This window comes from Acetivibrio mesophilus (assembly GCF_004102745.1).
Classification (GTDB): Bacteria; Bacillota; Clostridia; order Acetivibrionales; family Acetivibrionaceae; genus Hungateiclostridium; species Hungateiclostridium mesophilum.
This window is the reverse complement of the sequence record NZ_RLII01000002.1, coordinates 219,482-243,022: the sequence shown is the minus strand read 5'-3', so window position 1 is coordinate 243,022 and position 23,541 is coordinate 219,482. Positions and strand designations below refer to the sequence as shown.

The following is a 23,541-nucleotide window of genomic DNA, read 5'->3' as shown; positions in this document are numbered from 1 at the left end:
AAATAAAAAGGGGATAAATCAATGCGGTTTATTGGAAATATTATTTGGATGTTATTTGGAGGGCTTTTTTTAGCCTTAGGATGGCTGATTGCAGGATTGATTGTATGCATAACTATTATCGGAATACCTTTTGGTGTGCAGTGTATTAAAATTGCAGGGCTTGTATTATGGCCTTTTGGCAAGGAAGTACAAGTTGGCAATTTTGGAGTCGGTGGATTGCTTTTTAATATTATATGGCTTATCTTTTTCGGATGGGAGCTTGCTCTATCGCATTTTATTACAGGGTTGCTGTTTTGCATAACAATTGTTGGGATACCCTTTGGCCTCCAGCATTTTAAGCTTGCAAAACTTGGGCTGATACCTTTTGGCGCAAGGATAAGTTAAAAAATTAATTAAGAAAATTTTTCTACCAACAGAAAGCTTTCTTTGAACTAAAGTGTTATAATTGAATAAAAACGTGGTAATTCTAATATACCAATTGTATAATTAGTGACAATGAATATTACCGATGGACAAGTTATCGATATAGGGATTAGTGTAATTATTATTGAAAAGTACTGCCTTTAAGGAGAGAGTTATGACAAAATTAATATCATGGAATGTTAATGGTCTAAGGGCCTGTATAAATAAGGGGTTTTTAGATTATTTCAAGAATGTGAATGCCGATATATTCTGCATACAGGAGAGCAAGCTTCAACAAGGGCAAATTGAGCTTGAGTTTGAGGGATATCATCAATACTGGAACTATGCTGAAAAGAAAGGGTATTCCGGAACTGCGGTATTTACCCGTTTAGAGCCCATTTCTGTTGAGTATGGGATTGGAATTGATGAGCATGACAAAGAGGGTAGAGTTATAACCTTGGAGTTTGACAGCTATTATTTGGTCAACGTATATACTCCCAATGCAAAGAGGGAGCTGGAAAGACTCGATTATAGAATGAAATGGGAGGATGACTTCAGGAATTATCTTATTGGGATAAAGGGTAAAAAGCCTGTAATTGTCTGTGGTGATATGAATGTAGCCCATAAGGAGATTGACCTAAAGAATCCTTCATCCAATAGAAGAAATGCTGGTTTTACCGATGAAGAACGCGAGAAATTTACAGAGCTTCTTGATGCAGGCTTTATTGATACCTTTAGATTTTTCTATCCCGATAAAAAGGATGCGTATACATGGTGGTCGTATATGTTTAATGCCCGTTCCAGAAATGCAGGATGGAGAATTGATTATTTTTGTGTGTCACAGGAGCTTAAGGAATGTCTTGTAAGTGCCTCCATACACAATGAAGTACTAGGGTCCGACCATTGTCCGGTGGAGCTGGAAATAAAATAATTTCTTTAGCTATGCTGCTTTGCTGAGATTAATTATAGGAAAAACTACCTTGAAGCAAACAACTGTTCATGTTATTCTTTTAGTTAAGCTAATATTTTCAGGTTAAGAGTGTTTTTGATGGTTACATCTGGAAAAGCTTGATTCAATGGACAATACATGGTAAATTATTTTGTGAAAACGTGTAAGGTAATTGTTGCTTACGTTTATTTACAAAGGAGAATATGATGGAAGGTAGTTTAAGAGATTGGGTATGGCTAAGTTCCATTCCGGGAGTAGGGGCAGTCAAGTCCAGAAAGCTTCTGGAGTATTTTGGGGATACGCATAATGTTTGGAATGCCAGAGAAGATGAACTAAGGCATCTTCCTTTTTTAAACAAGACGGATATTTTAAATCTTACTAGTGTAAAATTTAAGCAGAACGTAGATCGTCATCTTGAGAATATTTATAAGAATGACATTAAAATAATTACATTAGAAGATGAATTGTATCCTTTATACCTTAAAAATATATATGATCCTCCGGTGGTCCTTTATATGAAGGGGGCCATTCAAGCGGAGGAAAAATATCTGGCTGTAGTTGGTTCGAGAAGAGCAACATCCTATGGACTTGATATGGCGAAGAAAATTTCCTATGAGCTTGCAGGATACGGCATTACCGTTGTAAGCGGCATGGCAAGGGGGATTGACTCTTTTGCCCATAAGGGGGCTCTTGAAGCAAAAGGAAGAACTATAGCTGTCTTAGGGTGCGGTCTTGATATTGTATATCCATACGAAAATAAAAAGCTGATGGAAAGCATAGGTGAGAATGGTGCCTGCCTATCGGAATACCTTCCCGGTACTACGCCTGTGGCCGGTAATTTTCCCGCGCGCAACAGGATTATCAGTGGCATTTCCCTAGGAGTGATTGTAATAGAGGCTGGAGAGCGCAGTGGCTCGCTGATTACAGCGAATTTGGCCCTAGATCAGGGAAGAGAAGTTTTTGCCCTTCCGGGAAATGTTAATAGCATGAACAGCACCGGAACCAATAAATTAATTAAGGAAGGTGCAAAAATAGTAACAGGAATTGACGATATACTTGAAGAATTAAATATTTGCTTCACTGAAGAAAAAATAAAGGACTTTTTCACAAAGAACCTTAAAGATGACAGGTTGTTTATGGGTCTTGATGATGATGAAAAGAAGGTTGCGGAATGTTTAAAGCTGGAGTCAATGCATATTGACGTTATTGCAAGAAAGACCGGATTTAGTATACAGCTTGTAAACTCAATACTGATAATGCTCGAATTAAAAGGTGTTGTAGAGCAGTTGCCAGGAAAGATATTCAAATTGAAGTTCTAAATAATTAATTGTAATATGACAATATATAATATTATAATATATTATTAAAATAACAGATAAACAAAACTGGAGGAAAAAGATGGCTGATAAATTGGTAATTGTTGAGTCTCCTGCGAAGGCGAACACTATTGGAAAGTTCTTGGGAAAGGGCTATAAGATAGTTGCTTCTGTCGGACACGTGAGAGACCTTCCCAAAAGTCAGATGGGGGTCGATATAGAAAATGATTTTACTCCCAAGTACATTACAATAAGGGGAAAAGGCGATATAATTTCCAAACTTAAAAAAGAAGCAAAAAACGCAAATACTATTTATCTTGCAACCGACCCTGACCGCGAGGGGGAAGCTATTTCATGGCATTTGGCCAATTTGCTTAACATAGATAACAAGGAAAAATGTAGAGTAACTTTTAATGAGATAACTAAAAATGCTGTTAAAAACGCCATAAAGTCGCCCAGGCAAATCAATATGGACTTGGTTGATGCACAACAGGCGAGAAGGGTGTTGGACAGAATTGTGGGATACAAGATAAGTCCGCTACTTTGGAAAAAGGTTAAAAAAGGATTGAGCGCTGGAAGGGTGCAGTCGGTTACCACAAGGCTTATATGCGATAGAGAGGAAGAAATTGAAAAGTTTGTGCCTGAGGAATACTGGACCATAACTGCGAGGCTTCAAAAAGAAGGGGTAAAGTCACCCTTTGATGCAAAATTCTATGGTTTGGACAACAAAAAGGCCGAATTGAAGAGTGAAGAGGAAGTTAATAAAATTCTCGATGAAATTAAAAACACTGTGTTTAAGGTGCAGAAAGTAAAGAAGGGTGAAAAGAAGAAAAATCCGAATGCTCCGTTTACCACCAGTACAATGCAGCAGGAAGCTTCAAGAAAGCTGGGATTTTCGACAAAAAAGACCATGATTGTGGCACAGCAGTTGTATGAAGGAATTGAAGTTAAAGGTGTTGGGGCTGTGGGTCTTGTTACCTATATTCGTACCGATTCAACAAGGGTTTCCGATGAGGCACAAAACCAGACTTCGGAGTATATTAAGGAAAAGTTTGGCGAGAGTTTTCTTCCTAAAACTAAAAATATTTTTAAAAACAAATCTGCATCCCAAGATGCCCATGAGTGTATTAGGCCGACATCGGTTGAAATGGACCCTCAATCAATAAAGGAATCACTGTCCAAGGAACAGTACCGTTTATATAAGCTTATTTGGGATAGGTTTGTAGCCAGCCAGATGACCCCGGCAGTATATGACACCATAAATGCTGATATTGAAGCCGGCAAATATCTTTTCAAGGCAAGCGGCTCCACTATAAAGTTCCAGGGATTTACGATTCTTTATCAAGAGGGCAAGGATGAAGAGGCTGAAGAAGGAGAAATAATTATTCCCGAACTTATAGAAGGAGAAGAGCTGAAGCAGAAAAAGATTGATCCGAAACAGCATTTTACACAACCGCCTCCAAGATATACGGAAGCAAGTCTGGTTCGGACTCTTGAGGAGAAAGGGATAGGGAGACCGAGTACTTATGCTCCTACTATTACAACTATTTTATCCCGTGGTTATATAGTAAAGGAAGGAAAGACATTAATTCCTACCGAGCTAGGTAAAATAGTAACGGATATTATGAAAAACTATTTTCAAGATATTGTTGATGTTGAGTTTACTGCCCAGATGGAGCAAAAGCTTGATAAAGTTGAAGAGGGCGAAAAGAAATGGGTAGAGGTTATGAAAAATTTCTATTCGCAGTTTGTTGATGTGCTAAAGGATGCGGAAGATAAGATCGGCAATATTGAAATTCCAGATGAAGTAACCGACGAGATTTGCGAGAAGTGCGGAAGAAATATGGTAATCAAGATGGGCAGAAATGGTAGATTCCTAGCTTGTCCGGGATTCCCGGAGTGTAGAAATGCCAAGCCAATTTTAGTGGATGCCGGTGTTACCTGTCCAAAATGCGGTGGAAAGGTATATATTAAGAAGACCCGAAAGGGCAGGAAATATCTTGGATGCGAGAATAACAACAGTGAGCCGAAATGTGATTTTATGACTTGGGATATGCCGTCAAAGGAGAATTGTCCAAATTGCGGAAATTTCCTGCTTAAAAAATACTCGGGAAAAAAGGTACAGTTAAGATGCAGCAATGAGAATTGTGATTTTATGAAAACAGCAGAAAGACAGGAAGAAGAGGAGTAATATGGTTGACTATATAAATGTAATAGGCGCAGGACTTGCAGGATGTGAGGCAGCGTGGCAGATTGCCAAACGTGGAATAAAAGTTAAGCTATTTGAGATGAAGCCAAAAGCTTATTCTCCAGCACATCATATGGATACTTTTGCAGAGCTTGTTTGCAGCAATTCTCTGCGTTCAAACCAACTGGAAAATGCAGTGGGGCTTCTGAAAGAGGAAATGAGGCTTTTAGACTCAATAATTATGAAATGTGCTAATGTTGCCCAGGTACCTGCGGGAGGAGCGCTGGCTGTGGATAGAAGCAAATTCTCTCAAATGGTGACGGAGCTTATAAGACAAAACAATAATATAGAAGTAATTAACGAAGAGATACGAGAACTTCCGAAGGAAGGAATAACAATTGTTGCTACAGGTCCCCTTACTTCGGAAGGTCTGTCAAAATATCTGGCTGATTTTATTGGTGAGGACTATCTTCATTTCTTTGATGCGGCTGCCCCGATTGTTACTTTTGAGTCGATAGATATGAGTAAGGCATATAGGGCTGCACGCTACGGAAGGGGGACAGATGATTATATAAACTGTCCCATGAATAAGGAAGAATACGAATTTTTTTGGAATGAGCTGGTAAATGCTGAGCTTGCAGAAGTAAAGGACTTTGACCGGGAAGTGGTTTTTGAAGGGTGCATGCCGGTTGAGACTATGGCAAAAAGAGGAAAAGACACTTTGAGATTTGGTCCTTTAAAGCCTGTGGGGCTTGTTGACCCCAATACTGGAAAAGAACCCTATGCAGTTGTTCAATTAAGGCAGGACAATAGTGAAGGAACTATGTATAATATTGTAGGGTTTCAAACCAGGCTTAAGTGGCCGGAGCAGAAAAGGGTGTTTAGCTTAATACCGGGACTTGAGAGTTCGGAGTTTGTAAGGTACGGTGTAATGCACAGAAACACCTTCCTGAATTCGCCGTTGCTTTTGGATGCCGTATATTGCCTGAAAAAATCTCCCAATATCTATTTCGCTGGACAGATTACCGGTGTGGAAGGGTATGTGGAATCTTCCTCTTCCGGCATTGTGGCAGGAATTAATGCTGCAATGGACTTTTTGGGGAAAGAACGGGTTATATTTCCTAGAAGTACTGCAATCGGGGCTTTGAGCAGTTATATTTCCGATAGCAGCGTGAAGAACTTTCAGCCAATGAATGTGAATTTTGGATTAATGGAGAGTCTTCCTCTTAAAATACGTGATAAAAGAAAAAGAAATTATGAGACGGCAATGAGATCTCTGGAAAATTTAAAAGAATACATTGCTAAATGCTTCGAAATGTAAAAATATTTGGAAATATAAAAAATTTTATGATAATTTTATATTAAAATAGTTGTTTTTTTTTATAAGTTGTGATAATATCATTATAAGCAATGGGATTTTATGTATTAATCAGGTTTTATGCAGTTCTTTATTTGATTTTCTTTATATTATCTTTATAGGGTTCAAGAGTATCTTTTGTACAATTATATTTATGTTTCCATAAAAAATTAATAAAAGCAAACAGAAATGTTCGTGTATGGTTACGCGGTTAATAATACCACTATAACTATAAGAATCAATGCAGGAAAATGTATTGATATGTCGAAATATATTGAGTAGTGTTTTGTTCAAAAGAAGGCAAAGTTAAAATACATAGGAGGTGTATCCAATGCTAAGTAGGATTCTTACAGGAACAGATGTGCTTGAAAAATCGTTGGATGCAGCATTGTTACGCAATGAAGCTATTTCACAGAACATAGCAAATGTTGACACCCCGGGGTATAAAAGAAAAACAGTGGCTTTTGAAGAATACTTGGAGAATGCAAAAGGGAGCATTAAAGGTATAAGGGCGCGGCCGGAACATATACCGGTAGGAGCCAGAGAGGTAATGGATATAGACATTAAAGTTTCTGAGGATAAAAGCTCCTTTTCAATGAGACTGGATGAAAATAATGTCGATATTGAAAATGAAATGGCTCAAATGGCTAAAAATACTATTAGATATAATGTACTGGCACAAAAAATTGGCAGTGATTTCAGTAAAATCAAGTCTGTTATAAAAGAAGGGAGATAATAAATTATGGGATATTTCAGTTCTCTTGATATAAGCGCATCAGCCCTCACTGCCCAAAGGCTGAGAATGGATACAATCTCTCAGAATATTGCAAATGTAAATACCACAAGGACGGAGAATGGACAGCCTTATAGAAGAAAAACGGTGCTCTTTGAGGAAAAATCTTCGTCAACTCCATTTTCCGAATATCTAGCAAAAAGCAGCAAGGGTGACACAGCAGGTGGAGGAGTAAGAGTAACAGGAATAGTAGAAGATAGATCTCCTTTTAAAAGAGTTTATGATCCTGGACATCCGGATGCGGACCAAGAGGGATATGTTTCAATGCCAAATGTTGACGTAATTACAGAAATGGTGAATATGATTTCTGCAACAAGAGCATACGAAGCAAATGTAACATCTATTAACACTTCAAAGAGTATGGCAATGAAAGCACTCGAAATCGGAAGATAACCACATAATATGAAAGTCCAGACAGCGTAATGTTAGAAAAACCAAGCTTTAAGATGTTGAAATTCGATGAAGTTATTTAAGGAGGGTATTATGGCTGTTAATGGTCTAAATGGAATTGATGTAATATCTCCTGCAGTATCAACACTTAATTTTACAGGAGAAAAAAAGAGTGGAAATGTTGTTGAAGCTTTTAGTGATTATTTGAATAATGCCATAAATCAGGTAAATGAACTTGAAAAACAGTCAAAAACTATCGCCGAGGATTTTGCGGCGGGCAAAACCGACAATATTCATGAGGTTATGATTGCTGCCCAAAAAGCAGATATAGCTCTTCAATTTACAATGCAAATCAGGAATAAAATTTTAGATGCTTATAATGAAATAATGAGAATGCAGATTTAAACAGTGCATATTTTATGTATGCACTTCTATGTTAGTTGCTTAAATGTCACAAAAGATGATAACCGTTGATTAAGGTGGTGGATTCATGCCTGAGGTACTATCAAGAATGCAGCAACAGGTGACAGACTTTTGGAAAAACCTTGACAAGTCACAAAAAACTAGAATCTTTATTACTTCCGGTATTTTAGTTGTCGTACTTACAATAGGCATAGTGATGCTTACAAGGACCACGTATGTCCCTTTGATTACAGTTGAAGATGCTGAAAGCATTACGGCAATTGAAGAGGCCCTGAAGGAGAAAAATATAAAGTATAAGCATGGCGAGGGAAAGCGTATTCTTGTCGACTCAAAGGAAAAGAATGAAGCTGAATTTGCTCTTGCTTCTACAGGATTGACGGAGACAGGGATGACCTTTGAGGATGCGTGGAGTCTTCTTAAGGTGAGTTCTACAGAGAGCGATAAAAAGCAGCTCTGGCAGAATTTCAAGAAAAACAGCCTTATTGCGAAGTTGAAAATGTTTGACAATGTAAAGGATGCTGATGTTGAGCTTACAATACCGGATGATTCTATGTTTTTTGTAGAAAAAAAGAATGAGGCAAAAGCCTCTGTAAGGATAAACCCAAAGGGAGAAATAACTCCCGAACAGGTTGAAGGAATTGTAATGGTAGTAGCCTCATCTATAGAAGGATTGGATCCTAAAAATGTAACGGTTGTTGATAATAATTTCAATATATTAAATCAGGATCTGTCAGATGGCATGAATATACCCTCGAGCCAATACAAGCTTAAACTTCGCATAAAAGAAGAGCTTGAAAAGAATATAAGAAATTTGTATTCCGGTCGTTCGGATAGCTATGATTTTATAAGTGTGGCTGTAAATCCGGTTTTGGACCTGGATAAGGTTACAAAAAACAGAAAAGAGATTGAAAAGCCTACCGGATTGGACGAGGCAATAGTGAGCCAGGAAAAAAAGACAGAGGAACTGGTGAACGGCAACCAAAACGGAGCCCCAGGAATGGATACCAATCCGGGAACCGGGAATGTTGCAACTTACCCCATAGATTCAGGGGAGAACTCTTCTTATGAAAGTAAATCAGAAATAATAAACAGAATATTTACCGAGACTTTGACTGCGGAAGAAAAAGCCATAGGGACAATGAATTTTGAAGAATCATCAATGACGGTTGCCCTGTGGTATGGAAATAGAGTTGCTGATGACAGCAAATTGACTACTGAATTTATAGAACAGTTTAAAAAGGGTCTGAGCAATGCTACAGGAATACCGGTTGAAAGAATTACAGTCGACAAGCAAAAATTGGCGCCTAAGGAAGAAGAAGTTACACCTGTGGCCGACAGAATAAAAGAGCTGTTTGATAATTATGGTTTCTTTGCATTATTGACTATATTGATAATTGCACTCATGATTTCAGTAATGCCGAAAAAGAAGAAAGAGGAGCTGGAACCCGAACTTGCAACAGCTGGAGGTCCTAAGTTCATTATGCCTAATGAAGAGGAAGAATTACCTGAGATAAACTTTGAAGAACATTCCGAAATTAAGAAGCAGATTGAAAACTTTGTAAAGCAAAAGCCGGAGTCAGTGGCGCAGCTTCTTAGAAATTGGTTGTCCGACGACTGGGATTAATTATTATTAATAATTTTAGTATAAAAGAACAAAAGGTTTAGGGGGTATTATAGTGGCTCGAGGTGGATTGGCAAAAACAGATCTATCCAGAAAAGAAAGATTGTCCGGAAAAGAAAAAGCAGCAATGTTATTAATTGCTCTTGGGCCTGAGAGATCGGCTGAGATTTTTAAACATCTCAAAGATGATGAAATTGAGCAGTTGACCCTTGAAATTGCAAATATCAGAACCGTAAGTCCCGAAGAAAAGGAAAAGGTGCTGGAGGAATTCTACCAGATATGTCTTGCACAGAATTATATTGCTGAGGGCGGTATAAGCTATGCAAAGGAGATACTCGAGAAAGCTCTTGGCACTCAAAAAGCGCTTGATGTTTTAAATAAACTGACGGTGTCTCTTCAGGTTAGACCTTTTGACTTTGTAAGGAAAGCAGACCCGTCGCAGCTTATAAACTTTATTCAGAATGAGCATCCTCAGACAATAGCATTGATTCTGTCCTATTTGAAACCTCAACAGTCTTCAATTGTGTTGTCTGCACTTCCCCAGGACAAACAGGCTGATGTTGCAAGGAGAATAGCGACGATGGACAGGACATCCCCTGAGGTAATAAAAGAGGTGGAGCGTGTACTTGAGAAAAAGCTCTCATCCATTGTTACCGAAGACTTTACTGCTGCCGGTGGTGTACAGGCAATAGTTGATATTTTAAATAATGTTGACAGAGGAACCGAAAAATACATTATGGAAACTCTGGAGGTTGAAGATACCGACCTTGCAGAAGAAATCAAGAAAAGGATGTTTGTATTCGAGGATATACTTTCTCTGGACAATCGTTCTATTCAGAGATTCCTGCGTGAAGTTGACAACAATCAGCTGGCTATTGCTCTTAAAGGTACCAATGAGGAAGTTCAGAGCAAGATTTACGCTAATATGTCCAAACGTATGGTTGAAATGGTGAAGGAGGACATTGAATTCATGGGTCCTGTAAGAATTAAGGATGTTGAAGAGGCTCAGCAGAAGATTGTAAATATCATAAGAAAGCTCGAAGATGCTGGAGAGATAGTAATCTCCAGGGGTGCAGGAGATGATGTGCTTGTATAACAATAAAGTATTTAAGAGTAGTCAAATTAATATTGGGATTCCCGTTCAGATCAAAGTCCCTATTAATTATCAGAACATTAAAAGGGTTAAAGAGCCTGAAATTGACTTTGATTCCTGTGTAAATGAAAAGTCCGAGATATTAAGCAAGAAGCTTGAAAATGAAAAGGCTATGTTGGAAAAAGCCCGGCATGAGGCAGATGAAATAATTAAAGAAGCCGAGCTTGAGGCATCGAAAATATTGGAGGAAGCCCGGGAAAAGGGACTTCAGTTAATAGCAGAAATAGAGGAAGACAGCAGACAAAGGGGATTTGAAAAGGGATATGAAGAAGCAAAAAGCCAGTATGAGGACTTGGTTCAGGAAGCAGAGTTCATCAGAGAAAATGCATTGAAGGAGTATAAGGAAGCACTTCAAAGCATTGAGAAGGATGCAATGAATGTTATTCTGGACATTTCCAGGAAAGTAATCGGTGCAGAGATCAGTATGAACAAGGAAAAGCTTTTGGATATGATTTCACAGGCTTTCGAACGGTGCTCAAATAGGGAAGATATAACGCTGAAGGTGTCTTCGGCGGACTATGACTTTATAGTTGAAAACAAGGATAGGATTCTTTCGATGGTAGAAGGTATAGGACAGCTTGATATTGTAAAGGATCAAGCTTTAAAGTTCGGTGCGTTGATACTGGAAACACCCTTTGGAAGTGTAGATGCAGGAATGGATACAAAGCTGAAAAAAATCGAGGAAGCATTTTATAAGATATTGGCAAGTCGAAAATAATTTCACGTTTCAAACATAAAATAAACAGTCTGGGATGGAGATGCTTTATGGCAGCCATTGATTTCTCAAAATATCATAATGTTTTGGATAATAAAGAATTTATTGAGTATACCGGAAAAGTCTCTAAGGTTGTAGGATTGACAATTGAGTCCAACGGGCCCGAGGTTAATATAGGAGAAATCTGTAAGATAAATGCGTTGAGGGAAAATAAGGTCATGTCCGCAGAGGTAGTCGGGTTCAAGGACAATAAAGTGCTACTGATGCCCCTTGGGGACATGAATGGAATAGGCCCGGGAAGCAAAGTAGTGGCCACTAGAGATTATTTGTCCGTGGGAGTTGGTAATGGGCTTATAGGTAGGGTAATTGACGGAACAGGCAGGCCCATTGACGACAAGGGCGAGATTGTCACTGAGAATATATATCCTGTTGACAATAAACCGCCGCATCCCCTTGAAAGGAATAGAATCAAAGACCCTCTGCCCTTAGGAGTTAAGACTATAGACGGCCTTTTGACTGTGGGCAAAGGTCAGAGAATAGGTATTTTTGCAGGAAGTGGTGTGGGAAAGAGTACCTTAATCGGAATGATTGCGAGAAATACAAAGGCAGATATAAATGTAATTGCTCTCATTGGAGAAAGAGGAAGAGAAGTAAGAGAATTTATTGAAAAAGACCTGAAGGAGGAAGGGTTAAATAGGTCCGTTGTTGTGGTTGCAACTTCTGACCAGCCTGCACTCATAAGACTAAAAGGGGCACTGATGGCAACAGCTATAGCAGAGTATTTCAGAGATCAGGGAAAGGATGTACTTCTGTTGATGGATTCTCTTACAAGGTTTGCTATGGCTCAGAGGGAAATAGGATTATCTATTGGTGAACCGCCGGTTTCAAGAGGTTATACGCCTTCAGTGTTTTCAGTAATGCCAAAGCTTCTTGAAAGGTCTGGCAATTCTCACTCGGGGTCGATTACCGGACTTTATACAGTATTAGTTGATGGCGATGATTTGACTGAACCTGTAACGGATACTGCCAGAGGAATTCTTGATGGACATATTGTTTTGTCCAGGAATTTGGCAAACAGAAACCAGTACCCTGCCATTGATGTTCTGGCCAGTGTGAGTAGGGTCATGCCCGACATAGTAACCGATGAGCATAAGAAGGTTGCAAACAATATTAAAAAGACCATGGCAGTGTACAGAGATGCTGAGGATTTGATTAATGTCGGTGCTTATGCCAAGGGAAGCAACAAAAAAATTGACTATGCCATTGAGGTAATAGATAAGATCCAAGAATTTATTGAACAAGGTGTCCATGATCGGTACTCTTATGACGAGACTGTAAATATGATGAAGAGCGTATTGCTTTGATAGCATTGGTGAGCAGGGCGGGTGATTATTATGGGGAAGTTTGTTTTTAGAATGCAGACTCTGCTAAACCTGAAAATTCAATTGGAAAATGGTCTTAAGAATGAGCTGGGAAGAGCGGTGCAGGAGTTGGAGAGGCAAAAGGACATATTAAACGGGCTCATTAAAGAGAGAGATGAATATATCGATAGTATAAACAGCAAGTCCGAGGAAGGCATATCAGTAGGAAAGCTTCGAGAGTACAATATGTATATATCTTATTTGAACGAGAGAGCAAAGCTGCAAAAAGATAATATTAAGAAGGCACAACTAGTTGTCGATAATTATAGAGATAAGCTGATTAAGGCCATGCAGGAGAAAAAAGTGCTTGAAAAGCTTAAGGAGAAAAAGTATGAAGAATATATGAAGGAGCAGCTTAAGGAAGAGCAAAAGCTCAATGATGAAATTGTAAGCTTTAATTTAAGTCACTCGGCAGAGTAGTAAACTGTAGGAAATACATTAAATAATACTATTGGGAGAGAGACATGGCAAAAGAAATGAAGCAAGATAATACAAAAAACCCTGAAGTACAAGGAAGCGAAACTGAAAAAAAGGAAGCTAAAAAAGGTGGCTTTCTGTTTGGGCTGCTTGTGCTGTTGATAACACTGATTGTTATAGTTGGTGTTGTAGGTGGGGTTTTTTTCATTATAATCAGAAACAACGTAAATGGATTGGCGGAAAAATACAGGAACAACCTTAAAGATATTCCTGTTCTAAGTATGGCTTTACCTCCTCCGCCAGCAGACTATGATCCCCTTGATCCCAAGAATCTCAAGCAAGAGGAGATTATTGAAAAGTATAACCAGTTTCGAAAAGAAAACGGCGAGCTTGCAAAGAAACTTGAAGAGACTGAAAAAGCTTTGGAGCAGCTTAAAAGTTCCCAGACCGATATTGAAGCATTGAGGAAGGAAAATGAGCAGATAAAAGGGGAAATGGAAGCTCAAAGGGCACGATATGAAGAGGACTTGAGAAAGGCAGAGGAGCTTTTGGTACAAGAGGACAAAAGCGGATATAAGGAATTCTATGAAAAGATAAACAAGGATCTGGCACAGCGCCTTTATACAGAGATACTTAATAAAGAGATAGCGGATGAGAAGGCTAAGGAATTTGCTCAGATATATGAAAAAATGGACACCAAAGCTTCTGCTAAAATTTTTGAGGAGCTAGGCGATTCACAGTTGGACTTGGTTGTGGACACACTAAAAAACATGAAGAAAGATGTGGCCGCGGAAATCTTATCAGAAATGAATCAAACCTATGCAGCTAAGGTTACTGAGAAGCTTTCAAAGGTGTATGGAATTGAATTTGGAAATTAAGAATATTATTAATATTTACATGATTATTGAAAGGAGGTGAAAAATATGATAACCCAAAATCTAATTCCTGATTTTATTTCAAAGATGAATATGTCCAAAGAAGTGCAAAAGTCAGCAGACGTGAAAAAAACATCTTCATCTCAGTTTAAGGATACTCTTGACCTGGCGGTGGAAAAGTCGAATAAGAGCGATAGTAGCAATAATTCCAATGAATACAGAATGGATGTTAGAAGCAGATCTTATCAGCAGTTGCAAAATAAAAGCTTTCGGGATACATTGGAAACAAAGGAAAAAAGAGTAGATCGAAGCAAATCTTTTGATAAAGTATCGAATAATATGAAGTCCAGAACAGAAGATAAGGCAGAACGCTCTACTTCCCCGAAAGATAAATCCATCGAAGGTGAAAGCGAAGATGAGAAGAAGTTAAGGGGTAAAGCTAGGGAAAAATCTCTGTCAGAAGTTCTCGGAATAAGTACAGAAGAGCTCAGGATGCTTATGGAGCAATTAGGCATAAATCTTGAGGATTTTGACAGTGAGATTAGTGCCCAAGTAGCCGCCAATAAGATATCCGACTATTTTGGTTTAAATCCTGATGAAGAAATGACCCTGTCAAAAATATTATCTCTTGTTCAAAAGGAAGTTGAACAGGCTTTTACGGATGGTGAAGCTGCTTCCGATACTGCAAAATACAGCATGAAGGATGAGAACGGAGATGATGGAGCAAAACTTGCCAATGCTGAAGCTAAGCTGACGGCAGAAGATGCATCTGCGGTAAAAAGAGAATTGGAACTTAAAATAGCTGAAACTTTGAACGAAATAAAAAACAAGCTCAATGAAGACCCGGACAGTTTTTCAAGACAGATTGCTGCTAAGGTTGAGGAAGTATTGGAAGATGATGAAAATGCATCTGGGATAAAAACATTGGGCATAAATGATGAGAACATTGAAGAGGTTCTGATGAAGACTGATGTTGAAGACAGCAGTAGGATTGAGACGGTAAAGGCATCTTCGGATGAGAAAAGCAATGCCGACGGGGACGAACAAGACAGCAAAGAGGCATCTATAGCTTCAAAGGGCATGAATCGTGAGGTAATAACCAAAAACAGTGACAATGGACAGTTTGAGGCAGTATCAAACGCAAGTGTTCAGAAGACAACGGGTCAGGTGGAAGTGGAGAAAGTCCAAAATACGATTCCTGTAACCAAAAAGGAAATAGTTGAACAGGTGGTTGAAAAGGCAAAGGTGGTATTAAGCGGTGATAAGAGTGAAATGGTCATTGATTTAAAGCCGGAACACCTTGGCAAGCTGGAATTAAAGATTGTTACTGAAAGAGGAATGGTTATTGCCAAATTTGTTGCAGAGAATGAGCAGGTAAAAGCAGCTTTGGAGTCAAATATGAACATGCTCAAGGATTCTTTGGAAAAGCAGGGTTTTTCCGTACAAGGCTTTAGTGTCACAGTTGGGGACAACAAAGACAGAGGGAATGGCAGAGACAAAATGAATCAGGACACCACAAACCGAAGAGTATCAAACGATAAAATGCAGGTTTCATCTGTAGTTGGGGTTGAAGGGATGCAGAAGATTCATGAAAGCATTGATCCTTACAGCTATGGGGACAGCAGTATCAATTTAACGGCATAACAAGGAGGAATTATAATGGCAGTAGATGCTGTAAGTCATCAAAAAACCATTCAAGAAATCATAGATAGTACTGCAAACAAGACAAGTGAAAGAAATACCGGAGAATTGGGCAAGGATGAGTTTTTAAACCTTCTCATTACCCAACTTCAATATCAGGACCCTCTAAACCCGGTGGACGACAAGGAGTTTATCAGTCAGATGGCACAGTTCAGTGCCCTTGAACAAATGCAAAACCTCAACAGCAGTTTTTCGGCTACGAAGGCCTTTGGTATGATAGGAAAGTACATTACTGCCAATAAGACTGACAGCAGTACTTCAAAGACGGAGTTGGTGGAAGGCACGGTACGTAGTGTAAAAATGGAAGGCGGAAAAACTATCTTGGTTGTCGATGGCATGGATATTCCGGTGGAAAATGTGCTGAAAGTCTCGGAAGGATATGGCCAGTACAATAATTCTAACATATCCCAATACACCGGAATTATTGGCTATGAGGTAAAGGGAAGTGTCTATGATTCCAGTACAGGAGATATTATCGGAGTAAGTGGAATTGTAAAGGAAATTCAAAAAGGTGCTTATGAAAACTATGCTGTAATGGATGGCGTAGAAGTAACAATAGCTGCTATAGACACTCTATACAATTCGGCGGATCCGAACTTCAGGAAGGATTATCTGACGGAAAACATAGGTAATAGTGTCTCATTAATAATCACCGACGCATACGGTTATGGACTTCAGGTTCCTGTTAGCGGAGTTCTTAGAGATTTCAATATAGCTCCTGACGGTAAAGTAACCGGAGTTTTGGATGGAGTATATGTACCGGTGGAAAGTATACACAATATTAAGGGGCAATCTACAAAGGCAGATATAGTGGACAGCACGGAAAAAGACTCTCAAGTAGAAGAGTCGGAAAATGAGGAACCTGATAGCGTATAGGTTTGGAAACATTAGAAGGAGTTATGACATCATAGGCAGGTGAGGTGATAGTGTGATTGTAAATAATAATTTTTATACTAATATCGGTAAGATTAATGGAAGTCAAGGAACGACATCAAAAGCCAAGTCTGACAATAAAGTTCAGGGAAGTTTTGAGGAGGTTCTTAAAAGTAAAGTCGATGAAAGTTGTGGTTTGAAATTCTCAAAACATGCTGAGATGAGGCTTCAGATAAGAAATATTAATCTTACGGATGCTCAGAAGGAAAAAATATCAAAAGCAGTACAGAAGGCAGGAGAAAAAGGAGTAAAAGATTCCTTGGTACTGGTAGATGACATTGCCTTTGTTGTAAACGTACGGAACAGAACAGTTATAACTGCTGTAAACAGTAATGAGCTTAAGGAAAACGTATTCACAAACATTGATGGAGCTGTATTTGCATAATGCTTTCAATCAAAGGGAAAAAACATACGATATAGCATATGATGTCCAACTGTAGCCGGACCCCTTCCGGGAGGCTACCTATTCCGGACTGACAGAAGGAATAGACACGATTCAGCAATAGTTGATAATTATACTTGTCCGTAAAAGAAGGAGGTCTTTTAATATGATGAGATCTATGTTTTCTGGTGTTTCTGGACTTCAGGCTCACCAGACAAAGATGGACGTTATAGGAAACAATGTGGCAAATGTTAATACTGTAGGTTTTAAATCAGGCAGAGTGACGTTTCAGGAAGTTTTCAGCCAGACTTTAAAGGGTGCAGGTGCTCCGGATACAACTACCGGAAGAGGAGGTACAAACCCTATGCAGGTAGGATTGGGTATAGGGGTTGCTACTATTGACACCATTACTACTCGAGGAAGTGTTCAAAGAACCGATAATCCTACCGACCTTTCAATCGAGGGAGATGGCTTCTTTATTGTAAAAGGTGGAAATGCTGATACCTACAGGTTTACAAGGGCAGGAAACTTTGGAATAGACAAGCTGGGAAACCTTGTAACAGGAAGTGGAATGAATGTATATGGATGGCAGGCCTATACAAAGGAGCCGGACGGAACCTACAAATTTGACACTGAAAGTCAAATTGAGCCAATAAACCTTTATTCGGATGATACCAATAAGAGTAAAAGGATGATAGCAGCCAAAGCAACTACTTATGCAATGTTTGAGGGAAATCTGGATGCATCATATTCAATTTATACCAGTGGGGCTTCCGGTGCAGCATCAGGTGCATCTTCAGTTACGAAAGTGAATAACAATAAATTTACCATGCCTTTAACAGTATATGACACCTTGGGAAATAGCTATAAAATAAACGTTAGTTTTTGGAAAACTGCTGTTACAGGAGGGGCTACCGAGTGGACATGGCAGGTTGATTCGGGTAATGGAATAATGGCTTCAGGAGCTACCGGATCTATATTGTTTGACACCGAGGGACAGGTAATCCAGAGTTCGTCGATTACACCGAACATAACAATTATACCGGCTAGTAGTGTTGGAACACAGAATATCAATGTGAAGCTTGATTTCTCCAGACTTACAATGTATGCAGCAGATAGTTCTGCAAAGCCTACCAATGTAGATGGATACCCATCGGGTTCTCTTGTTACTTTCAGTATCGGTTCTGACGGAATGATAACTGGTGTCTACAGCAATGGTCAGCAGCAACCGCTAGGACTTATAGCTCTAGCAAGCTTTGAAAACCCTGCCGGTCTTCAAAAGGTTGGAGAGAATATGTATCTTCCGACTACCAACTCAGGAGAGTTCAAAAAAGGTTCCAAGGCAGGTAGTCAAGGAGTAGGAACATTGAACCCCGGTACGCTGGAAATGTCCAATGTAGACCTGTCAAAGGAGTTTACGGATATGATCATAACTCAGAGGGGATTCCAAGCAAACAGTAGAATAATAACAACTTCGGATGAAATGCTTCAGGAGCTTGTTAACCTTAAGAGGTAGTGAATAGGAAATAAAAGGAGTGTATGGTGGCTTACCCGGCATGCACTCCTGTATGTAATTAGTTTACGTAATGTTTGAGCGTTATGAAGAGAAATGGTCAATGTTGTATTTTGTCGTAAGAGAAGTACAAAAAGTGTAATTTTTTCATAAAAAATATTAATTTTCTATTGAGTTTTTGAGGTAAAAATATTATGATTAAATTAACGAAGTTAAATGGCAAGACATTTGTTTTAAACAGTGAATTAATTGAATTCATTGAGGAAACTCCAGATACAATTATTTCAACAACCAGCGGGAAGAAAATAGTTGTTGTCGAAACAATTGATCAAGTAGTCGAAAAAGTGCTGCAATATAAAAGGAAAATCTATCCGTTTAAAGAATTACTTATTAATCAAGACCATTAATGTTCTAACGCTCTTTCATGAATTATTTATAAATAGCAATGCCTGATTTTAGATCTATTCCAAAGATAAGGGGGCATAGAATTTGGAGCGTAAAAGTAGCTTTTTTGTTCTCATTGGTATAGTTGCATTTCTATCGTTGGCCCTTGCATTGTTGGCAGGATACATCTTCTTCGTACAGGGAGGTCAGGGTGAAGGGCATAATTCAGCAAGTAAAGTAGTTGTTACACCCAAGGATAAAGATTTGATGAAGATTAAGCTGTTTGATGAAAAGACACCATTCAATCTTAAAAATACGGATTCTAAGAAGATATCTGTAATAGTTGTTAATGTTGAAGTGTCGTATTATGCTAAGGTTAAAAAAATATCTGATACTACAGCAAAAATAGAGTCAAACAAAGGCAAACTTCAGGAAATTGTAGGTACATATTTCCAATCTTTGACTCTTGAAGAAGTTATGAGCTCCGATGCAAAGGAGAAAGCTAGAGAAAACCTCACAAAGATGATGAATGAGCAATTATTGGCAAATGAGAAGACAGATTCCGATCTTATTTATACCATCGTCTTTGATCAATGGTTCTACCAGTAGGAGGGATATAACTTGGGAGATATTCTGTCACAAAATGAAATAGACGATCTACTAAAAGCCCTTAATACAGGTGAATTAGACGTCCAGCAAATTAGCACAAAAATCGAGGAGAGGAAGGTAAAAACCCACGATTTTAGGAGACCAAGCAAGTTTGCCAAGGATCACATTAAGACTTTAAATGTTATCCATGACAACTATGCAAGGCTTATCACAAACTTCCTTTCCGGGTATTTGAGGACTCTTGCTCAGGTAGAGGTTATTTCAGTTGAGCCAATAGCCTATTATGAATTCAACAATTCAATATCAAACCCTGCAGTACTTGCGGTTGTTGATTTTGCTCCGCTGACAGGATCAATTATCCTTGAAATGGCACCACCTGTTGCTTATTCACTGATTGACAGGATACTCGGCGGAAAAGGTCTGCCAATGGAAAGAATGAGGGAATTTACGGAAGTTGAGATTGCCATTATCGAAAGAATTATCGTACAGCTTCTAAACCTCATGCGAGAGCCGTGGGAAAACGTAATCGAATTGAAACCAAGGCTTGAGAAAATTGAGACCAACGCCCAGTTTGCACAGATAGTCTCGGCCAACGAGACAGTTGCCTTGATTACTTTAGGAGCGAAAATTGGTGATGTTGAAGGAATGATAAATCTCTGTATTCCTCATATTGTAGTAGAACCGATAGTGTCAAAGCTAAATACAAGGTTTTGGTTCTCCAGTGTTGAAAAAGAGGCAACACAAGAAGCAAAAGACGCTATTGAGAAAAAAATTGAATTTACAAAAGTACCTGTTAGAGCAATACTTGGAAAAACAACGATTCAAGTGGCTGAATTTCTTGAATTACAACCGGGAGATGTAATACCTCTGGACTCAAATGTCAACGGAAATCTGGAGGTTTTGGTGGGAGACTTATTGAAATTCCGTGGTTCTCCTGGGGTTAAGAAAAACAAAAACGCAATCAAAATAACTGAAGTATTAAGAAGGGAGGATGAGTAGCATGGAGGATATGTTGTCTCAGGCAGAGATTGATGCTTTGCTAAACGGTGGCTCATCAGATGGCGATGAAGAAAGCAATAAAGGTGAAGATCTTACATCACAAGAAGTTGATGCATTGGGTGAAATAGGCAACATAAGCATGGGAACTTCTGCTACTACTCTTAATTCACTTTTAGGTCAAAGGGTAGTGATAACAACGCCTCAGGTAACAATATGTACATGGGATGAATTGGCAAGCGAGTACCATAATTCTTATGTGGCTGTGAAAGTAGAATATACCGAGGGACTCGACGGTATGAACCTTCTTCTTCTTAAGGATGATGATGCGAAGGTGATTACCGACTTAATGATGGGCGGAGACGGTAGCAATAAAGAAGGCGAATTAACGGATTTGCATTTAAGCGCAATCAGTGAAGCTATGAATCAAATGATTGGTTCTGCTGCGACGTCTATGTCTTCAATGTTTGAAAAAAGGATAGATATTTCACCTCCAAAAGCATTTGCAATGACTCTAAATGAGGCTGTTCCTGAAACTGAATTTCCGAGGGACGGTAAGATAGTAAAGGTTGCATTTAAAATGGAAATTGGGGAATTAATTGACAGTCAGATCATGCAGCTTCTTCCTATTGATTTTGCCAGAACACTGGTTAGTAATATCATGAACTGTAAAAGTAGTGACGATCAAGTAATTGAAGAGGTTGCGGCGTCTGCAGCTCATGCACCTGTTTCCCAGCAGCAAAGACCACAGGAACAGTATTATCAAGCCCCGCAGCAACAGTATCAGCAAGCACCCCAGCAGTATCAGCAGCAGTACCCGCCGTATGATCAGTCGCCTCGGCACAATGATGCCGGGCATCGCAATCCAATAAATGTACAGCCTGCACAGTTTGAGGCCTTTGATGATGGTTCGAGAATCTCCATTGATAAGAAGAATATCGGACTTATTATGGATGTACCGCTCCAGGTCACAGTTGAGCTTGGGCGAACGAATAAACTTATTAAGGATATATTGGAATTCAGTCCGGGTTCAATAATTGAGCTTGACAAGCTTGCCGGTGAACCTGTGGATATTTTGGTAAACGGAAAAGTAATAGCTATAGGGGAAGTAGTGGTTATAGATGAGAGCTTTGGTGTCAGGATCACAGACATACTTCACCCATCAAAAAGGCTTTAGGTTGTTGTAATAGGCTGGCAGTTTCTTAGATAAGTAAGTTAAATTATGTTTTCAATTTTTATCAGTTTGGCAATGGAATAGACTATAATTTAAGGAGAGGGTAAACAATGGGAAAAAGGATTCTTATAGTCGACGATGCTGCGTTTATGAGAATGATGATTAAGGATATTCTCACAAAAAACGGGTATGAGGTTGCTGGAGAGGCGGAAAACGGGGCACGGGCAATTGACAAGTATAAGGAACTGAATCCTGATTTGGTAATTATGGATATTACTATGCCTGAAGTAGACGGTATAGCAGCTGTTAGGGAAATCAAAAAAATCAATTCAGATTCAAAAATTATTATGTGTTCTGCTATGGGGCAGCAGGCCATGGTTATTGAGTCAATTCAGGCTGGTGCAAGGGATTTTATTGTAAAACCTTTCCAAGCTGAAAGGGTAGTTGAGGCAGTAAAAAAAGTTCTGGGATAGTTTTCGTGAATTAACAAAATATAGAGACGACAACCTTAGGAGAGGGAGTATAAAATGCAGACTTTTATTAGTGCTGTTATGTTTTTTATTGTTTTTGGTTCCGTCCTCTTTTTGGCATATGTTACTACAAAATTTATTGGAACCAGAACAAACAGGATTATAAAAGGGAAGTATGTAAAAATAATTGAAACGGTCAATCTGGGGTTTGACAGTAAGCTGCATCTTGTAAAGGCAGGAGATGAGTTTGTATTAATATCGACTTCGGGAAAAAATGTCCAAGTTTTGACTAAGGTAGAATTGGACGCATATTCTGCCGATGAAACAGAAACTGGCGATAATAGTTTCAAATTCAAAGAAGTCTTTGGTAAGTATATACAGGGCTTTGCAAAGAACCGGGAAGAAATACCTTTCTCTGAAGCAGAAAGTGGGGATAAAGAGCAAAGTGGCAATTCTCCAGTGTTTAATGCAAATCTGGATCGACTCAGGAGAATCACAGCAAGTATCGCAAGTCACAAGGCAGAAGATGGAGAGGGAAATACCAATGAAAACTAGGCTAAGATATCTTGGGATTGTTTTATTAATAATAACGGTATTTATGTTAATAACATCAAGTGCTTATGCAGAGCCTGAATCAATAGCTTTGCCCAAACTGGGCTTTACGGTGGAATCTTCGGACAACCCCCAAGATGTTTCAACTACCATTCAGATAATTATGCTATTGACAGTGCTGACATTGGCTCCATCAATACTAATTATGATGACAAGCTTTGTCAGAATAATTATTGTGCTTTCCTTTTTCAGAAATGCGATTGGAACGCAGCAAATGCCGCCGAATCAAGTATTGATTGGGCTAGCTTTGTTTTTAACCCTGTTTATTATGAGTCCTGTATTGACGGAGATAAATGATACTGCTTTTAAACCTTATTCAAATCAGGAAATTACTCAGGAAGTTGCGATGGAGAGGTCATCTGATACTATTAAAAGGTTTATGTTAAAACAGACATCTAAGGATGATCTTGGGCTTTTTGTATCGCTATCCGGTATGGAAACACCCATAAAAGAAGAAGAGATTCCCAAACTTCCGTTAACTATAATTATTCCGGCTTTTTTAATAAGTGAGCTCACAGTAGCATTTAAAATTGGATTTTTAATATATTTACCTTTTTTGGTAATTGATATGGTGGTTTCAAGTACCCTTATGTCCATGGGTATGATGATGCTTCCTCCCGTAATGATATCCCTTCCTTTCAAGATTTTGTTGTTTATAATGGTAGGAGGGTGGAATCTTATGACACAGATGATTGTAAATAGTTTTGTCACGTAAAAGTTTTTCATATATGTATTGTTTTATTCACT

The 23,541-nt window shown here is 38.8% G+C and carries 25 protein-coding genes; all 25 read left to right on the top strand.

The genetic code is table 11. From position 1 onward, the window contains the following. Positions 1–21: 21 nt before the first annotated feature. The 25 genes from EFD62_RS03345 (at position 22) to fliP (ending at position 23,509) form a co-directional block, all read left to right on the top strand. The gene (locus EFD62_RS03345) at positions 22–384 is read left to right on the top strand and encodes a YccF domain-containing protein (protein ID WP_069194009.1); all 363 of its coding nucleotides are present in this window, start codon (positions 22–24) and stop codon (positions 382–384) included. A 193-nt stretch (positions 385–577) separates the two neighbouring features. Beyond that, entirely contained in the window at positions 578–1,333 is a 756-nt protein-coding gene (locus EFD62_RS03340; protein WP_069194008.1) for an exodeoxyribonuclease III, read from the top strand. A 224-nt stretch (positions 1,334–1,557) separates the two neighbouring features. Then, a complete protein-coding gene (gene dprA, locus EFD62_RS03335) occupies positions 1,558–2,670 on the top strand; it encodes a DNA-processing protein DprA (RefSeq protein ID WP_128705762.1) in 1,113 nt (370 codons plus the stop codon). A gap of 79 nt (positions 2,671–2,749) precedes the next feature. Beyond that, positions 2,750–4,858 carry a type I DNA topoisomerase gene (topA, locus tag EFD62_RS03330; protein WP_128705730.1) on the top strand — a complete coding sequence of 703 codons (2,109 nt, stop codon included), beginning with the start codon at positions 2,750–2,752 and terminating at the stop codon, positions 4,856–4,858. Position 4,859: 1 nt separating this feature from the next. After that, positions 4,860–6,176, top strand: a complete 1,317-nt coding sequence (trmFO, locus tag EFD62_RS03325) for a methylenetetrahydrofolate--tRNA-(uracil(54)-C(5))-methyltransferase (FADH(2)-oxidizing) TrmFO (protein WP_128705729.1) — start codon at positions 4,860–4,862, stop codon at positions 6,174–6,176. 367 nt (positions 6,177–6,543) lie between these two features. Then, positions 6,544–6,948, top strand: a complete 405-nt coding sequence (gene flgB, locus EFD62_RS03320; protein ID WP_069194004.1) for a flagellar basal body rod protein FlgB — start codon at positions 6,544–6,546, stop codon at positions 6,946–6,948. 6 nt (positions 6,949–6,954) lie between these two features. Beyond that, positions 6,955–7,398: a flagellar basal body rod protein FlgC gene (gene flgC / locus EFD62_RS03315; protein WP_069194003.1), complete on the top strand. Its 444-nt coding sequence runs from the start codon at positions 6,955–6,957 to the stop codon at positions 7,396–7,398. A gap of 90 nt (positions 7,399–7,488) precedes the next feature. Beyond that, a complete protein-coding gene (fliE, locus tag EFD62_RS03310) occupies positions 7,489–7,800 on the top strand; it encodes a flagellar hook-basal body complex protein FliE (RefSeq protein ID WP_069194002.1) in 312 nt (103 codons plus the stop codon). An 85-nt stretch (positions 7,801–7,885) separates the two neighbouring features. Continuing rightward, on the top strand, positions 7,886–9,442 hold the full coding sequence (gene fliF, locus EFD62_RS03305; protein WP_069194001.1) for a flagellar basal-body MS-ring/collar protein FliF: 1,557 nt from the start codon (positions 7,886–7,888) through the stop codon (positions 9,440–9,442). 52 nt (positions 9,443–9,494) lie between these two features. Then, a complete protein-coding gene (gene fliG, locus EFD62_RS03300) occupies positions 9,495–10,535 on the top strand; it encodes a flagellar motor switch protein FliG (RefSeq protein ID WP_407921083.1) in 1,041 nt (346 codons plus the stop codon). After that, entirely contained in the window at positions 10,519–11,310 is a 792-nt protein-coding gene (locus tag EFD62_RS03295) for a FliH/SctL family protein (protein ID WP_235832550.1), read from the top strand. Before fliG ends, EFD62_RS03295 begins: the two co-directional genes overlap by 17 nt. Positions 11,311–11,357: 47 nt before the next feature. Then, the gene (gene fliI / locus EFD62_RS03290; RefSeq protein WP_069193998.1) at positions 11,358–12,671 is read left to right on the top strand and encodes a flagellar protein export ATPase FliI; all 1,314 of its coding nucleotides are present in this window, start codon (positions 11,358–11,360) and stop codon (positions 12,669–12,671) included. Positions 12,672–12,701: 30 nt separating this feature from the next. Beyond that, a complete protein-coding gene (gene fliJ, locus EFD62_RS03285; protein ID WP_069193997.1) occupies positions 12,702–13,148 on the top strand; it encodes a flagellar export protein FliJ in 447 nt (148 codons plus the stop codon). A 44-nt stretch (positions 13,149–13,192) separates the two neighbouring features. After that, positions 13,193–14,023 (top strand): MotE family protein, encoded by an 831-nt coding sequence (locus EFD62_RS03280; protein ID WP_069193996.1) that lies wholly within the window; start codon positions 13,193–13,195, stop codon positions 14,021–14,023. A 45-nt stretch (positions 14,024–14,068) separates the two neighbouring features. Further along, on the top strand, positions 14,069–15,664 hold the full coding sequence (locus tag EFD62_RS03275; protein WP_128705728.1) for a flagellar hook-length control protein FliK: 1,596 nt from the start codon (positions 14,069–14,071) through the stop codon (positions 15,662–15,664). Positions 15,665–15,679: 15 nt separating this feature from the next. Next, positions 15,680–16,597 (top strand): flagellar hook capping FlgD N-terminal domain-containing protein, encoded by a 918-nt coding sequence (locus EFD62_RS03270; protein ID WP_069193994.1) that lies wholly within the window; start codon positions 15,680–15,682, stop codon positions 16,595–16,597. Positions 16,598–16,649: 52 nt separating this feature from the next. Next, a complete protein-coding gene (locus tag EFD62_RS03265) occupies positions 16,650–17,039 on the top strand; it encodes a TIGR02530 family flagellar biosynthesis protein (RefSeq protein ID WP_069193993.1) in 390 nt (129 codons plus the stop codon). 163 nt (positions 17,040–17,202) lie between these two features. Next, complete coding sequence (locus EFD62_RS03260; RefSeq protein WP_069193992.1) at positions 17,203–18,552, top strand: flagellar hook protein FlgE; 1,350 nt, start codon at positions 17,203–17,205, stop codon at positions 18,550–18,552. Positions 18,553–18,743: 191 nt separating this feature from the next. After that, positions 18,744–18,956 (top strand): flagellar FlbD family protein, encoded by a 213-nt coding sequence (locus tag EFD62_RS03255; protein WP_069193991.1) that lies wholly within the window; start codon positions 18,744–18,746, stop codon positions 18,954–18,956. 82 nt (positions 18,957–19,038) lie between these two features. Continuing rightward, positions 19,039–19,542, top strand: coding sequence for a flagellar basal body-associated FliL family protein (locus EFD62_RS03250; protein ID WP_069193990.1), 504 nt, complete (start codon positions 19,039–19,041; stop codon positions 19,540–19,542). Between the two features lie 12 nt (positions 19,543–19,554). After that, a complete protein-coding gene (fliM, locus tag EFD62_RS03245) occupies positions 19,555–20,541 on the top strand; it encodes a flagellar motor switch protein FliM (RefSeq protein WP_069193989.1) in 987 nt (328 codons plus the stop codon). A 1-nt stretch (position 20,542) separates the two neighbouring features. Next, positions 20,543–21,715, top strand: coding sequence for a flagellar motor switch phosphatase FliY (fliY, locus tag EFD62_RS03240; protein WP_069193988.1), 1,173 nt, complete (start codon positions 20,543–20,545; stop codon positions 21,713–21,715). A gap of 107 nt (positions 21,716–21,822) precedes the next feature. Then, positions 21,823–22,185, top strand: a complete 363-nt coding sequence (locus tag EFD62_RS03235) for a response regulator (RefSeq protein ID WP_038289126.1) — start codon at positions 21,823–21,825, stop codon at positions 22,183–22,185. A gap of 54 nt (positions 22,186–22,239) precedes the next feature. Next, positions 22,240–22,737 (top strand): flagellar biosynthetic protein FliO, encoded by a 498-nt coding sequence (locus EFD62_RS03230; protein WP_069193987.1) that lies wholly within the window; start codon positions 22,240–22,242, stop codon positions 22,735–22,737. Then, complete coding sequence (gene fliP, locus EFD62_RS03225; RefSeq protein ID WP_069193986.1) at positions 22,727–23,509, top strand: flagellar type III secretion system pore protein FliP; 783 nt, start codon at positions 22,727–22,729, stop codon at positions 23,507–23,509. Before EFD62_RS03230 ends, fliP begins: the two co-directional genes overlap by 11 nt. Positions 23,510–23,541: the final 32 nt, after the last annotated feature.

Bases quoted from the DNA above. Each gene is read 5' to 3' on its own strand.
- EFD62_RS03255 (WP_069193991.1), top strand. From the start codon at position 18,744: ATGATTAAATTAACGAAGTTAAATGGCAAGACATTTGTTTTAAACAGT.
- EFD62_RS03230 (WP_069193987.1), top strand. From the start codon at position 22,240: ATGCAGACTTTTATTAGTGCTGTTATGTTTTTTATTGTTTTTGGTTCC.
- trmFO (WP_128705729.1), top strand. From the start codon at position 4,860: ATGGTTGACTATATAAATGTAATAGGCGCAGGACTTGCAGGATGTGAG.
- fliE (WP_069194002.1), top strand. From the start codon at position 7,489: ATGGCTGTTAATGGTCTAAATGGAATTGATGTAATATCTCCTGCAGTA.
- EFD62_RS03270 (WP_069193994.1), top strand. From the start codon at position 15,680: ATGGCAGTAGATGCTGTAAGTCATCAAAAAACCATTCAAGAAATCATA.
- fliJ (WP_069193997.1), top strand. From the start codon at position 12,702: ATGGGGAAGTTTGTTTTTAGAATGCAGACTCTGCTAAACCTGAAAATT.
- dprA (WP_128705762.1), top strand. From the start codon at position 1,558: ATGGAAGGTAGTTTAAGAGATTGGGTATGGCTAAGTTCCATTCCGGGA.
- EFD62_RS03340 (WP_069194008.1), top strand. From the start codon at position 578: ATGACAAAATTAATATCATGGAATGTTAATGGTCTAAGGGCCTGTATA.
- topA (WP_128705730.1), top strand. From the start codon at position 2,750: ATGGCTGATAAATTGGTAATTGTTGAGTCTCCTGCGAAGGCGAACACT.
- EFD62_RS03345 (WP_069194009.1), top strand. From the start codon at position 22: ATGCGGTTTATTGGAAATATTATTTGGATGTTATTTGGAGGGCTTTTT.
- EFD62_RS03275 (WP_128705728.1), top strand. From the start codon at position 14,069: ATGATAACCCAAAATCTAATTCCTGATTTTATTTCAAAGATGAATATG.
- EFD62_RS03295 (WP_235832550.1), top strand. From the start codon at position 10,519: ATGATGTGCTTGTATAACAATAAAGTATTTAAGAGTAGTCAAATTAAT.
- EFD62_RS03260 (WP_069193992.1), top strand. From the start codon at position 17,203: ATGATGAGATCTATGTTTTCTGGTGTTTCTGGACTTCAGGCTCACCAG.
- fliP (WP_069193986.1), top strand. From the start codon at position 22,727: ATGAAAACTAGGCTAAGATATCTTGGGATTGTTTTATTAATAATAACG.
- EFD62_RS03280 (WP_069193996.1), top strand. From the start codon at position 13,193: ATGGCAAAAGAAATGAAGCAAGATAATACAAAAAACCCTGAAGTACAA.
- fliF (WP_069194001.1), top strand. From the start codon at position 7,886: ATGCCTGAGGTACTATCAAGAATGCAGCAACAGGTGACAGACTTTTGG.
- fliY (WP_069193988.1), top strand. From the start codon at position 20,543: ATGGAGGATATGTTGTCTCAGGCAGAGATTGATGCTTTGCTAAACGGT.
- flgB (WP_069194004.1), top strand. From the start codon at position 6,544: ATGCTAAGTAGGATTCTTACAGGAACAGATGTGCTTGAAAAATCGTTG.
- EFD62_RS03235 (WP_038289126.1), top strand. From the start codon at position 21,823: ATGGGAAAAAGGATTCTTATAGTCGACGATGCTGCGTTTATGAGAATG.
- flgC (WP_069194003.1), top strand. From the start codon at position 6,955: ATGGGATATTTCAGTTCTCTTGATATAAGCGCATCAGCCCTCACTGCC.
- fliI (WP_069193998.1), top strand. From the start codon at position 11,358: ATGGCAGCCATTGATTTCTCAAAATATCATAATGTTTTGGATAATAAA.